Annotated in this window: 10 protein-coding genes, 1 tRNA gene and 1 pseudogene; 3 read left to right on the top strand and 9 right to left on the bottom strand. The window is 63.4% G+C overall.

Translation table 11 applies throughout. The features are described from left to right. The 3 genes and pseudogenes from EXE46_RS13740 to EXE46_RS13730 all read right to left on the bottom strand — a co-directional run. Positions 1-201 (bottom strand): annotated as a pseudogene (locus EXE46_RS13740) (IS4 family transposase); the annotation flags it as partial. Between the two features lie 210 nt (positions 202-411). Beyond that, entirely contained in the window at positions 412-876 is a 465-nt protein-coding gene (locus EXE46_RS17205; protein ID WP_199234175.1) for a hypothetical protein, read from the bottom strand. 644 nt (positions 877-1,520) lie between these two features. Then, the gene (locus EXE46_RS13730; RefSeq protein ID WP_137688948.1) at positions 1,521-2,129 is read right to left on the bottom strand and encodes a hypothetical protein; all 609 of its coding nucleotides are present in this window, start codon (positions 2,127-2,129) and stop codon (positions 1,521-1,523) included. 240 nt (positions 2,130-2,369) lie between these two features. Between EXE46_RS13730 and EXE46_RS16870 the strand changes: the two genes are divergently transcribed. Then, positions 2,370-2,537, top strand: a complete 168-nt coding sequence (locus EXE46_RS16870) for a hypothetical protein (RefSeq protein WP_158413951.1) — start codon at positions 2,370-2,372, stop codon at positions 2,535-2,537. Positions 2,538-3,524: 987 nt separating this feature from the next. Here EXE46_RS16870 and EXE46_RS13725 read toward each other — a convergent pair. Continuing rightward, positions 3,525-4,670 (bottom strand): site-specific integrase, encoded by a 1,146-nt coding sequence (locus EXE46_RS13725; RefSeq protein ID WP_137688947.1) that lies wholly within the window; start codon positions 4,668-4,670, stop codon positions 3,525-3,527. Positions 4,671-4,839: 169 nt separating this feature from the next. After that, a tRNA-Gly gene (locus EXE46_RS13720) sits at positions 4,840-4,910 on the bottom strand. A gap of 218 nt (positions 4,911-5,128) precedes the next feature. On the opposite strand from EXE46_RS13720, the gene EXE46_RS13715 reads away from it, so the two are divergent. Both EXE46_RS13715 and EXE46_RS13710 read left to right on the top strand, forming a co-directional pair. Beyond that, a complete protein-coding gene (locus EXE46_RS13715) occupies positions 5,129-5,653 on the top strand; it encodes a DoxX family protein (protein ID WP_137688946.1) in 525 nt (174 codons plus the stop codon). A 13-nt stretch (positions 5,654-5,666) separates the two neighbouring features. Next, positions 5,667-5,951, top strand: a complete 285-nt coding sequence (locus tag EXE46_RS13710; RefSeq protein WP_137688945.1) for a hypothetical protein — start codon at positions 5,667-5,669, stop codon at positions 5,949-5,951. 82 nt (positions 5,952-6,033) lie between these two features. Here the strand turns inward: EXE46_RS13710 and EXE46_RS13705 are convergent, their stop codons facing one another. From EXE46_RS13705 to EXE46_RS13690, 4 genes are all read right to left on the bottom strand, one after another. Continuing rightward, complete coding sequence (locus EXE46_RS13705; RefSeq protein ID WP_137688944.1) at positions 6,034-8,451, bottom strand: methyl-accepting chemotaxis protein; 2,418 nt, start codon at positions 8,449-8,451, stop codon at positions 6,034-6,036. 60 nt (positions 8,452-8,511) lie between these two features. Further along, positions 8,512-9,144: a class I SAM-dependent methyltransferase gene (locus tag EXE46_RS13700; RefSeq protein ID WP_137688943.1), complete on the bottom strand. Its 633-nt coding sequence runs from the start codon at positions 9,142-9,144 to the stop codon at positions 8,512-8,514. 157 nt (positions 9,145-9,301) lie between these two features. Continuing rightward, on the bottom strand, positions 9,302-11,488 hold the full coding sequence (locus EXE46_RS13695) for a type II secretion system F family protein (RefSeq protein ID WP_137688942.1): 2,187 nt from the start codon (positions 11,486-11,488) through the stop codon (positions 9,302-9,304). Continuing rightward, entirely contained in the window at positions 11,485-13,233 is a 1,749-nt protein-coding gene (locus EXE46_RS13690; RefSeq protein ID WP_137688941.1) for a type II/IV secretion system ATPase subunit, read from the bottom strand. The genes EXE46_RS13695 and EXE46_RS13690 overlap by 4 nt, the downstream gene beginning before the upstream one ends. Between the last annotated feature and the right edge of the window lie 107 nt (positions 13,234-13,340).

Genomic DNA, 13,340 nt, shown 5'->3' with positions numbered 1-13,340 from the left:
GAGAAATGCCTGAATAGAGCGGTCTGATCCAGCAGCAAAACCCAGTGAGAGGGTGTAGAACAACGCGACAGTGTCGAACTTACGCTCTCGTTGAATGAGATTCGTTGCGCGAGCGCGCTCGCGCAACTCATCAGAGGGAAACGCTCTTTTGATCCGGTTGACAATCACTGAATCCGGTGGTTGGTAACTCACAGCAGCCACCGGGTTTCTGTGACAGGTAGTCTCAACGATATCGAATCAAGGGACAGCGCTGGCGTGAAGCGTTAAACTACAACGGATGCGTAGAACGTGGGTTCCGAATCTAGAAGTTCGACTACCTCACGATACCGTCCTTCGTACTCCCATTCGTAGGGATCAAGTGAAACGTAGCCCACCTTGTGAGACTCGTAGATTTCGAGGTACACGCTCAGATTATTCGCTGTCCTGTTCCTCCGTCGAGACGGGTTGATCCAGATTCCGCGCGATCTCGTGAAGTGATTTCTCCGAATCTGAGTCAGAAGCGGAGTCAACGTTTTTCCGAGGAGTCGTTCCCGAGGGTGTCGATTGTACTTCAGGCGCACCGTGGGTTTTCGGGTCGAACTCTCGGTCTTCGATGGAGTCGAACGCATCGTTCATGCTTCGCGTTTGGCCGGCTGATTTCCCGTCGTGGTGGAGCGGAGGTGCTTTAGCGCCGGCTTCCTTGTACATCGGGACGGCGACGTAGGAATTGTCGTTCTTCGTCGTGATCTTTACCGTAACGGTGTCTCCTTCCTCCCATGAGCCAGATCTCAAGAGTGCGTACGTGCCGTCTGAATCGCCTTCGATAACCGCGTTCCCCGAGTGGCTGATTCGGTCAATCGTCGCCTCAAAAATCCCACCCAAAGTCAGACGTGCCATTCTGCTTGTTAACTATCATCACAATATATGTAATTTTAGGAATATTATCTCGGTGATCTCCTGTAAATAAGGTTAGGTAAAAGCGGAGTGATTGGGGACGATCTACCAGACACCCACAGAACTACAATGGCTGAGATAAAGTCACCAACGTGACAAAATCTGATCTGCGAGAGATTCACGGTGTGGGTGAGCTTGCGGCTGGTAAGTTGACTGAAGATGGTGTGACCACGAAAGCAGACCTCAAGCGAGTGCTTCGAGAATTAGAGCCTCCTGCCCAACATATCTATTCGAGCTTTCAATTGGCCGTTCTCTCGGAGTTGGAACTTCCCACGATTGGAGATCAGACTGTAACACAGTACACTCGACAGACGTACTCCGACGACGAGATCGTGTATGAGTGGGAAAGAGACTCGGAGACAATACTGCTTGAACTTCGGTCTGAGGGAGACTCGTTCCGTTCAGAATGGCGTGTCGAAGGTGGCAGGGTGTTTCGTTCGGAACTTCACGATCAGCGGAGTAGTGCCGTAGATGCGCTAACCCGGTGTGCTTACCGACCACCAGAATCTGCGTAGCTCAAATTTCCGAAAATTCGGGTACAGTTCTCTCCATCGAGGAGGGCTCAACGTGTGATCTCCGTTCCAAAACTACGAATCCCGGTCGTCTGACTCGAAAGCCGTACAAAAAAATTGTATAAGCTTCTCAAGTCCCGCTTCAATGAGCTTGACTACCGGGATCAGCACAAAGACTGTTGAAGCCAAGATTGTAGATAGACCGGCGAGAATAACGACCTGATCCATAGTGACTCCCGCGATGGTGTCGCCCGGTGCTTGTGAGAGAATTACGGCAAAGATCCCACACAGAAACCCGAGAATAACGAATACCCCGAACAGGAAGGTTGGAACATATGCCCCTCCCAAGGAATCGAGTGTTAGTAGTGGTCTTATTTCGTTTCCTGCCGCCCGCGCTTGTCGAGGAATGATCTGACGAATCCAATACTCAATTCCGCCAGCTCCCCTACCATTCCATTGTACGAACCTCTGGTCATCAGAGGACTTTGAGAGAAAATAGCCCTCATCATGGAGATGGTCAAGATGGCGACTCACTCCGCTCTCATCAATTTCGACCTCATCAACGAGTTCTTCTCTTGAAACCCATCTTCCGGGATTGTCATGTACGTACTCTCCGATTGTTCGTTTTGTGTCCTGATCACCCCGATCGAACTGTTGTTCAAGTGACTTGAGTTGTCGTGACATTATCTGAGATCTATATTTAGGATGTGCAGGTGCCTCTGCAAGGCTTTTGCCCCTCGCCAAGAGATTTGCAGGCCTGCCTGCAAAAAATAATTCAGATTAACTTTCTTGGATATTTATACAACAATAGGTACTGGTACGAAACGCAGATGCACCGAAGGTACATCGAGACCCCTTGGCTGATCAAGCAAAGTCGGCAGAGAATGTCGGATCAAGGAATTGTCCAAATTGTGGTGGATAGTAATGACTGATCCCTCAGTAGTATTCCTACTTGGCCCGTTCTACTTCGTGGTTCAACTCCTCAAACTCGTCTTCCTTGATCAGATGGAAATCGAACTTTTCATCGCTTCAGGCGTCGGGACAGCGTTTTGGGCTGGTGTAGCAACTAAACTGACCGGAGGAACTCTCTGATATGCGCCAGCGGAGTGTAAACTACTTTATTGGGAGTCTATTCAGTAGGCAAATTCTCTACGCGTACGCGATCGCCGGAGGGATTACCACGCTACTCCAGATGGCTTTGATCTGGATGAACGTCTTCTCCGGAATACCACGAAGAACAGAACAACTTCCTATATTCGTAGAGATGTATGTTGAAACAATTGTTCCTCTTTGGATTCCGCCAATTACAGCTTGGAATGCATTCATCTTCATCATCAACTGTTTCATCGCTCTCTGGATACTTCTGAGCTGGACGATGAGTTACGAGCGTTCGATGGGGTGGTAGTCAACTATCATTTAACGACAAAAAGCCCCGCTGGTGTCCGGTCAAGGAACACCAACGGGGAAATGTACTTGCGAGGATATTTGGCGATACCCGTAGCCGCGTTACACTCTCGCGTTTTCGCTCTGTGTTCGAACGCATCGAGGGGTGGGCTTCGCTCTGTTCTCTCGCTACTGCTCGAACTCTCTGTTCCAGTCTGAGCTACTTGTTCGTGATTCGACGGAACTGCTCATCGAACAGTCTACTTCGAGAGAACGTGTTTCTACAGCGCCTCGATGCGTTGAACCTCGCTGTTCGAACTGAGGACACAACTACCTCTGTCTCACCACTACTACTGTTACTGTGTATGTCCTCAAGTCCTCCTCCGTCGTCGCCCTTGACGGCCGCCTTCATGCGTATTAATGGTAAAGGGTTAATATACCCCCTCCGGGGTTTATAAGTAAATGACGGTGTTTTTACTTTTATTGTTGGTTGTTCATGTATATTATTTTTGATCTCAAGACTGGATACTCATGTTCATGAATATGACTGCTTGATTATGGTTCTCGCGCGCGGTCAGCAGTCATTCGGAGATTCGACGTTCGGGACTACAACGTGAGAGTTCTCGATCTGCGTTCCACCGCATCGAGGGGAGGCGTTCCGCTACCTACCCCGCCTCGATGCGTTTCACCACGTGTTCACCACATCCGATCGACCGCCTTCGACGCCGCTTCAACCGACCCACGAGTGTATTGGAGCGTCGTCTTGACGCTCTTGTGACGCACCTGCTCTTTCGCTACGTAGATGCCTTCTTTCTCCGCCCACATGGAGGCGGCACCGTGTCGGAAAGAGTACCACGTCAGCTTGCGACTTTCCTCGTCAATATCGGAGCGTTCCATTAGCTTCCGGAGTATGCTATTCAGGGTACTCGACCCGTACTCGTTACCGGTTCGCGTCAACCACATCGCGTCCCGACCTGCGTAGAGATCGAGAGCTGACCGCTCCGCCTTCCACTTTCGAAGTGCGTTCGCCGAGCGGCTTGAGAGAGCGCACTCCCAATCGTCGTCGTTTTTCGTGGACTCCTCCTTCGGAACGAGCATCCGTCCGTGATCGAGATCGAACCAATCCATCTTCGCACGCCCCACCTCGATGGGTCGAAGCCCGGTGTCGGCCACCACCGCAATGATCGAGGGAACTTTCCACGAGCTTGCTTCCGCAAATTCGTCAGGCCCGATCTCCGCCTTGGGTTTCTCCAGACGTTGTGCGAGGTATCGCTTGATTCGATCGCGTTCCTCGACACTCACGCTCCGGTAGTTCCGAATAGAGAACTCAGAGAGAGACGTTTCGTAGAGTTCGGCCATCTCCTCGGGGTAGAACTTGTCCTTGTCCGAGGAGTGGTTGTTCGAGTCGAGCGGAATGTCGTGTTCCCACTCAGGAACGTCCTTCCGAAGTTCCTCGCGCTGGAACTTGAACAGACGACGAAGACACTTCTCGAAGGTGTAGACGTACGTCTCGGGATGGGTCGTGTTACGGACGAGGAACTCCAGTAGATCCGTCGCGTCCTCGGGAGTGAACTCCTTGGTGTACTGCTCGTTTCGATTCCACAGCCAGCGGTACGCCTCGTCAACCTTGTAGTGGGTCGTCTTTGTCGTGTGTTCGGCGTAGCCCTCTCGCTTGTACGTGTTCTTCCCTCGGGTGAGAAGCCACTCGATGAAGTCCTGCTTGTAGGTTTCGTAGTCCTCGGCGGTGAACGGGGAGAACTGTTCGAGAGCTTCCTGAGTGTCCTGTGCGACGGGCGGAACGGGGCTTTCGACCGTTTGTGTGGTGTCGTCTTTGAGTTCCATAGTTCGCTCAAGCGCGTGAGCCTCAGAGTCTGTCTTCTATACACACGAAATCGCCATACTGCGGCGGGTTATGCGCTTGGTTCGTTCAAGCGGCTTGTTTTTCGCGTGTCTACTTTCGTGCCACTCGCGGTCGTAAAATGAGATATGAGGGCTCGAAGCGCCCGAATAGTGCGCCGGCCGGGATTTGAACCCGGGCCATGAGCTTGGAAGGCTCAGGTCCTACCACTAGACCACCGGCGCCCGCGTCGGTTGATGACGCACCTACACGTAGGCGGAACGGCTTTCATAAGCGTTCCGTGTTCTGACGGAACGGATCGCTCCGTCGAGCCGAAAATACACTTAAAGGGCCACGATACTGCGGGCCGCTCCCAGCGCTCTAGAACGCTTGTCAGCCGCTAAGAAAGCTGTTCGGGACCTATATGCGTAGCCACCCAACGTACACCCGTGAGGTGACACCGATGTCATACCAATCGAGCAATCCGCTGGTCGGCGAGACCGAGTTCGCGCTGGATGGTCCCTGGGCGACGTACTGGATCGCGTTCCTGCGCGTCGTCACCGGCTGGTGGTTCTTCCACGCCGGGATCACCAAAATCATCGAGAGCGGCTTCTCGTACAGCTACGGTTCGGCGTACATGCAACAGATGAGCGGGACCGCCCTCGGTGGCATCCCGGTCTGGATGGGGAACAACCTCGCGTGGTTCATCGAGCCCGGGGTACCCCTCTTCGAGACGCTGATCGGCCTCGCGTTGATGGCCGGGGCGCTGACTCGGTTCGCCGCGTTCGGCGGGGTCATCTTCATGGTCCTGTTCTGGGTCGGCAACGCCGGGTTCGGCAACGGCGTCGTCAACAGCGACCTGATGGGGCTGCTCATGTTCCTGACGGTGATCGTGCTCGCGGCCGGGCGGTACTACGGCCTCGACGCGCTCATCGAGCAGACGGAGTTCGTCAAGCAACGCCCCAAGCTGCGGTACCTGCTCGGTTAAGAGGTGAATACAAATGACTGACACCATCGATACGGCGGCGCGGGCGTTGAGTGCGGGACTGATGCTGTTCGGCATCGTCGTCCTCGGGGTCGTCGAGATCCTCGCGGGACAGCCCTACAGCCCGGTCTCGATAACGAACGAGGCGGGCGACGTGGTCGCGACACCGCTGATCTCGCCGGAGATCCGCACGGCGTTCGTGCTGGCGGGCATCGCGGTGCTGGGCCTGTACGCGGCGTACCGGTTCGTGGCACCGCTCCCGGACGACCGGGGCGTCAGCCACGAGACGATGGCGGACTGAACCGCGAGGGAATCACCGACCGCGGCGCGACCGGCGGACCGCACCGTCGCGGACGACGACGGTCACTCTTCTGCGCGACCGTTCACTCGCCGAGCGGCGGCGCCGACTCGTCCGACCCGTCGGCGTTCGAATCGGGCTCTCCCGCCGAGTCGGCGATGCCGCCGTCCGTGCTGGCGGGGGCGGCCGAGTCGGGGTCCTCGCCGGTCCCGAAGGAGAACTCGGACTCGGCCGCGTCCGCTCCGTCGGTCGCGCCGGACGCCGTGACCTCGTCGGCGTCGACCTCGAACTCCTCCGTCATCTCCCGCAGGTCGCGAGCGCGCTCGTAGAGGTCGTGCGCCTGCTCGGAGACCTCGTTCAGCGTGGCGGCCTGCTCCTCGGCGGCGGAGGCGACGGTCGTCGCCTCGGCGGTGGTCTGTTCGCTCACGCCAGCGAGCTCGTCGACCCCGCCCGTCACCTCGTTGACCGACGCCGCCTGCGCGTCCATCGCACTGGAGATCTCCTGGACGCCGTCGTCGGCCTCGCTCACGCGGTCGGCGACCTCGACGAGCGCGTCCTCGGCGTCCTCGACGACGTCGACGCCGTCGTCGACGCCGTCTCGGATCGCGGCCATCTCGTCGACGCTCTCGTCGGTGCGCTCGCGGAGGCCTTCGATGAGCGACTCCACCTCGGCGGCGGACTCCTGCGTCTCCTCCGCGAGCGACTTCACCTCCTCGGCGACGACCGCGAAGCCGGAGCCGGCCTCGCCCGCGCGGGCGGCCTCGATTGACGCGTTCAAGGCGAGCAGGTTCGTCTGATCGGCGATCTCCGAGATCGTCTCGACGATCTCGTCGACCTCGGCCATCTCCGCTTCGAGCCGCTCGATCGTCTCCGCGGCGGACCCGGAGCGCGCCTCGATCCCGTGGAGCTCGTCGACGGCGTCTGCGGCGGCCTCGCGGCCCTCTTCGGTGAGCGCGTCGGCCTGCCGGGAGGTGGTCGCGACCTCGTCCGCCGACGCGGCGACCTCCTCGACGGTCGCGGACATGTCCTCCATCTCGCCGGCCACGTCGGCCAGCTGGCGGCTCTGTCGCTCCGCGCCGGCGGAGATCTCGTCGACCGCGTCGCTCGTCTCCCGGCCGGCGGCCGCGGCCTCGTCGGTGCCGTCGGTGACCGCGTCGCTCCGGTCGGCCACCTCGACCGCGAACGCGTCCACCTCCGCGATTGCCGCCTCGAGCTCGTCCATGGCGTCGTTGAACTCCGCGGCGATGTCGTGGAGCGCCTCGGGGTCGTCGGGCTCGGGGTCGAGTCGGGCGGTGAGGTCGCCGTCGGCGCAGGTCGCCATCGTCTCGCCGAAGTCGCTCGCCCGCGACTCCAGGCGCTCCGCGAACGCCTCGCTCTCGGCCTGCGCCGCCTCGGCGCGCTCGCGCTGCGTCTCGGCGGACTGGATCTGTTCGCGGAGGGAGTCGCGCATCGTCGCGAACGCGGCCGAGAGGTCACCGAACTCGTCGCGGCGATCCGTGTCGAAGTCGACGTCGAGGTCGCCGTCGGCCAGCGCCGCCGCCCGCCCCCGGAGCCGGTTCAGTTCGACGACGGTGCCGCGGCCGAGCGTCGCGCCGAGCAGCCCGAGCCCGACGATCGCCACACCGACGATGAGTAGCAGGTTCCGGCCGATCATCCCCGAGAGGGCGTACGCCTCCGAGAGCGGGACGTGGACCGCGACGGCCCAATCCTCCGTCTCCATCGGCGCGTAGGCGACGAGGTACTCGCCGCCGTCGGCGAAGCTGAAGGTGGCCGACGGGATGAAGCCGACCGACCGCGTCTCGCCGAACAGCGACGACCGGATGTTGCCGTCGTAGCGGATCCCGGCGATGTAGTCGGCGTTGCTCGCCGCGATTCGGCCGTCGGACTCGACGATGGTCGTGAACGCGCCCTCGGTGGGCTGGCGGAACTCGTCGGTGAGCGGGGCGAGCGATATCTCCATCACCAAGTAGTCGCGCAGCGGCGTCGCCGTGACGTATGCGATCCGGCGCTCGCCGTCGGCCATGTACGTGGGGCTCGTGAACACGCTCTCGGCGAACAGCAGGTTACCGCCGAACCACGCCTGGGAGGTGACCGTCTCCCCGGCCGACTGGTCGGTGCTGGCGACGACGGAGCCCTCCTCTCGGTCGACGAAGTGGAGGGCGACGACGGCCTCGGAGGTGCGCGAGAGGTGCGAGGCGAGGTACCCGTCGACCCGGCTCGGGTCCCGCGAGAACGCGTCGTTGTCGGCGATGTCCGTGAGCACCGCGCGGCGGTCGGTCGTCCAGCCGTTGAGTTCGGTCGCGCTCAGCTCCGCGACCGCCGTGTAGTCGTCTTGGGCGCTCGATTCGAGCTGATCGGTCGTCTCCGCGTACGTGACGGCCCCGACCGCGCCGATCGAGAGGACGACGACGGCGAGGACGACGAGGAACTTCGCGAGGTAGCTCCGGGCCAACACGCCGGGAGTGACCCGACGCAGGACCCCTTCGAGAAAGGTGTCAGCCATTACGATAACGCGGTCGACAGGGGTTCTTTAATCCACCTCCGTCGATATCGACACCGATAATTAGGCGTCTCGGGGACTGACTTCCGCGTAGCAGTTTCCGCTCGAAACCGCCGCGTGTCGCGTTTCGAGGTCGCTCTCGGCGAGATCCGACTCGAACTCCGCGGGCGAGTAGATGTGATAGTACCGCGGGACGGTCTCGCCGCCCGGGAGCGTCCAGTCCACGGTCGTGTCGAATCCCTCGTCCCGGTCGAAGCGGTCGTGCGCCGTGCTCCACGCGCTGACGAGCGCGACTCCGCCGGGCGCGAGGACGCGCGCCAGCTCGTTCAGGCTCTCGATCCGGGCGTCTCGCGACGGGAGGTGGTGGAGCGTGGCGACGTACACCGCGAGGTCGACCGCGCCGTCGCGGACCGGGAGCGCCGCGGCGTTTCCGTGGACGAACGCGGCCGCGTCCGCGAACCCGCGGTCGCGGGCGCGAGCGGTGGCCTCGTCGAGCAGGCCGCGACTGAGATCGACGCCGACCGTCGTCTCGGCGCGCTCCGCGAGCGCCTCCGTGTGCCGGCCGTTTCCGCAGCCGACGTCGAGCGCGACGCTCCCCGACCGGCCCTCCAGGAACGACTCGACCTCCGGCCACGCGTACTCCCGAGTCTTCGAGAAGTGCGCCGCGATGCGGTCGTACGTCGACTGCGGGTCCATACCGGCGTCTCGGTCGCGACGGGCTTATGCCGACCGGACGGATCGCGCCGCCACGATCGGACAGATCGCACCGCTGCGACCGAACAGATCGCACCGCTGCGACCGAACAGATCGCACCGCCACGACCGGACAGGTCGCGCCGCCACGACCGAGCGGCTCACACCGCGCCGATGACGGCGAACGCGACGAGCGTGAGCGCCAGCAGCACCGCGACGTGTTTGACCCCGTCGCGCACCGAGCCCTCTCCGAGCTGTCCGGCGACGAGCCCGGAGCAGATCGCCTGAATCGCCGCGGCGTGGAAGAACAGCTGCTCGTAGACCGCGACGTCGATGTCGCCGATACCGTCCGCGATCCCGCCCGGCCCGCCGGGAACGGTGCCTCCGGCGTCCGGGAGGCCGCCGCCCGTTCCCGGGACTCCGGCCGCCTCGATGGCCGGGATGAAGGAGACGGAGAGCGCGGCGATGATCCCGAGGAAGACCAAAAAGGAGATGTAGATGACGATGAGGTACGTCAACATCACCTGTCTGCGCTCGCGCCGGAGGGACCAGGTCGCGCGCGACTCGTCGGCGGCGATCCGGAGGACGGGTCCGACGTCGCCGCTCGCTCGGATCGCGTTGGTGACGAGCGCGACCGCCCGAGAGGTCATCGGCGACCGAACCCGGCGCTCCAGCCGTCGGAGCGCGGTCGAGACGTCCGCCCCCCAGTCGATGTCGCGGCGGGTCCGGCGGAGGTCCTCGGTCAGCGCCTCCAGGTTCGAGTCGGCGACGCGGCGGACGCTGCCGACCACGGCGGTCCCCGCCTCGTTGACGCTGGCGAGTCGGTCGAGGAAGTCGGGCACCGCGGACTCGATGCGCCGAATCCGTCGCTTGCCGAACTCGTAGGCGACCGCGTACGTCGCGAGCACGAACGCGGTCGCGACGACGATCGGCCCGTCGACCTGCCCGACCATCTCGACCGGCGTGCCGAGCGTGACCGGGAACGCGAAGACGAGCACCCCGGCGACCGCGACCGGAACCGCGACGAGGAGCACGGTGCGCGGCGAGGCCAACACGGTCTCGATCGGTGACTCGGCGAGCCGCCGCAGCCAGCGGAGGCGGTCGTACGCGCGGAGTCGCTCGCGGCTCGCCGCCCATGGGTCTCCCTTCGGACCGCCCGTCCCGAGAGGGTCGCGGCCGGTCGTCGCTCCGCCGTCGAACCGCGGCGAGTCGCCCCGGTCTCCGGTCTCGTCCGTCGCGTGGCGCACCCCGGTGACCGAGGGGGTGTTCGGGTCGGCGAGCGACGACTCGGCGACGGTCTCGGTGCCGCCGACGCCCTGCGTCACGCTGTCGACGTAGACGACGAAGCCGAAGGTGGCGAGCGGCACGCCGAGGTAGACGACGACGCGGAGGAGCGGGAGCGTGTCCTGCAAGACGAGGCCGATCACGACGAGGATGGTGATGAAAAACAGCGGGCCGGCGACCAGCGCCGTCACGTACGCCTCGGCGAACGTCGAGAGCAGCTCCAAGTACTGCTCCTGTTTCGCCTCCGCCTCCGACTGGTAGCGCTCGTACTGGTCGTTCAGAAACGCCGACACCGACTGGCCGGTGCCGAGGACGGAGGCGAGGTTCTCCGCGAAGTCCGCCAGGTCGTCGCTCGGCGTGCGCCGCGAGATGCGTCGGAGCGCGGTGAGTGCGTCGGTGCCGAAGGCGTTCATGTCGCGGACCGCGACTGACAGCTCCGTGGCGGCCTCGCCGTACACGTCCTCGTTCTCCGCGAGCGTGTCCATCACGCGCGGGAACGCCATCCCCGAACGCGAGAGCGCGTACATGAACGCGACCGTTCGGGGAAGCGTGGCGTCGATCTCCGCCGCGCGGGCGTGAGCGCGCTGGTCGAGCAGCTGCCACCGGGCGACGTACGCGCCGAGCGCGAGCCCCGAGCCCACCGTCGCGGAGACGACCGCGAGCAGGACGAACAGCCGGAAGAGCCCGAGGTCCGCGAGCCGCGCGACGACGGCGACGAACCCGATCGCCTCGGGGAGCGCCCCCCGGATCGCCGCCTCGCCGACGTCGAGCGCGGCGAGTAGCCCCCCGGCACCGTACACGCCGATCACGCTCCCGGCGACCCCGAGGACGGCCGCGTACAGCAGGGTCCGGGAGGCGTACACGCGGTGCGTCGTCCCACCGACGTGGGCGGCGCGCATCCGGTCGCGCTGGGCGCGCCGCCGCGTCTCGTTCTCCCCGACGTAGTCGCCGAACGCAGACAGCGCGACGCGAGTGACGAACAGGTCCGCGCGGTCGTCGACGAGCGGGAGCGCCAGCGCGAGGCAGACCGCGACCGCGGCGGCGAGCGGGAGGTACTCTATCATCGGTCCGTGGCGTCGGGGGCGTCGCCGTCGGCGGTCCGGGGGCCGCGGTCGGTCCCGTCGCCCGACGCGGCCGCGTCGTCCTCGGTCGCATCGTCCTCGGCAGCCAGATTCTCGGCGTCGACGCCGTCGGCCGCGGCGGCGCGCTCGTCGAGCCGGTCCATCACGCGGGCGGGGTCGGCGTAGTACTCGTTGACGAGGGCGGTGAACGTGCGGTAGTCGTCGATGCCGAGCGCGGAGAGCAGTTCGAGGAAGCGCTCGCGGCGCCGGACCTCGCGGAGCAGCTCCGAGCGGGACCAGCCGCGCTCGTCGGCGATCTCCTCCAACAGCGAGGAGTCGTTCCGTCGGAACGTGTCGGAGTCAGGGCGCCACTCGAACGCGGAGGAGTAGTCGAGCTCGCCGGTTCGCTGGTCGATACCGCCGATCTCGCCGATCGTCTTCGCGCGGCGCACGCGCTCGTCGTCGGCGCGCGTGAGGGTCTGGACCGAGAGCATGTCGAGCGACTGGACCATCGCGCGAGGGACGTTGATCGGCTCGTTCTCCAGCCGGTTTATCACCGTCTCGATCGAGTCGGCGTGCATCGTCGAGAACGTGGTGTGGCCGGTGTTCATCGCCTGAAAGAGGGTGATCGCCTCCTCGCCCCGGACCTCGCCGACGACGATGTACTCGGGGCGGTGGCGCAGCGCCGAGCGCAGCAGGTCGTACATGTCGATGTCGGTGCCCTCGTACCGGCGCTCGCGGGTGACCGCCGAGAGCCAGTTGTCGTGGTATAAGGAGAGCTCGCGGGTGTCCTCGATGGTGAGCACCTTCGCGCGCGGCGGAATGAACATCGACACCGCGTTCATCGAGGTGGTCTTCCCGGAGGCGGTGCCGCCCGCGAAGATGAGGCTCTTGTTGTGCTCGATACAGAGCCAGAAGTACGCCATCTGCTCGACGGAGAAGGTGCCGTACTCGACGAGGTCGACCGGCGTGAACGGGTCCTCGGCGTACTGGCGGATGGTGAACGCCGAGCCGCGCGGCGTCACCTCCTCGCCGAGCGCGAGCTCGGCGCGGGAGCCGTCGGGCAGCGTCGTCTCGACGATGGGGTCGCCCACGGAGACGTGGCGCCCGGACTGCTGGGCGAGCCGGATCACGTAGCTGTCGAGCGCCTCCTGCCCGAACGAGACGTTCGTCTCGACGTCGGTGTACTCGTCGTGGTAGACGAAGATCGGGAGGTCGTAGCCGTCACAGGAGACGTCCTCGATGTGGCGGTCGTTGAGCAGGGGGTCGACCTTGCCGTAGCCGCGGAAGTCGCGGTAGAGGTAGTACGCGAGCGCGTGGAAGGTGTCCATCCCCGCCTCGACGCCGTACCCCTCCAGCAGCGTCTCCAGCTCGGACTTGAGCGTCTCCTCGTCCGTCTTACCGCTCCCCTCGCGGTACAACAGCGGGTCGCGGATGTCGTCGACGACGCGGTCGAGCAGCTCGCGCTCGAACGCGTCGAGCTCGGGCTCGACCGCGTAGTAGCGGTGTTCGCTCTCGGCCTCGTCGTAGGTGATGACGACGTACGCGTACGGCGCGTTCACCCAGTAGCGGTCGACCTCGCGCTCGCCCTCCGGAACGGCGAACGAGGCGAGGGGCCCGTCCTCGCCCGGGCGGAAGGGGCGGACGTCGAGCGTCGACCCCTGAAACAGCTCCCACGTCCGGGAGAGGCGTCGCTGGAGGGCCTCGATCCGATCGCCGAGGTCGCTCCCGCCCGCCTCGCTCGCCATGGATACGATGGCCTAGAGGCGGGGGGAAGTTAAACTACCCCCGACGATTATCACGAGCGACACCGGGAGCGCCGCCTCCCGGAGCCGGTCGTCGGTCGTCCCGGGCG

Origin of the sequence: Halorubrum sp. GN11_10-6_MGM (assembly GCF_005435165.1) — an archaeon.
Lineage (GTDB): Archaea > Halobacteriota > Halobacteria > Halobacteriales > Haloferacaceae > Halorubrum.
The sequence above is the reverse complement of the archived record's forward strand: the minus strand, read 5'-3'. Positions and strand labels throughout refer to the sequence as shown.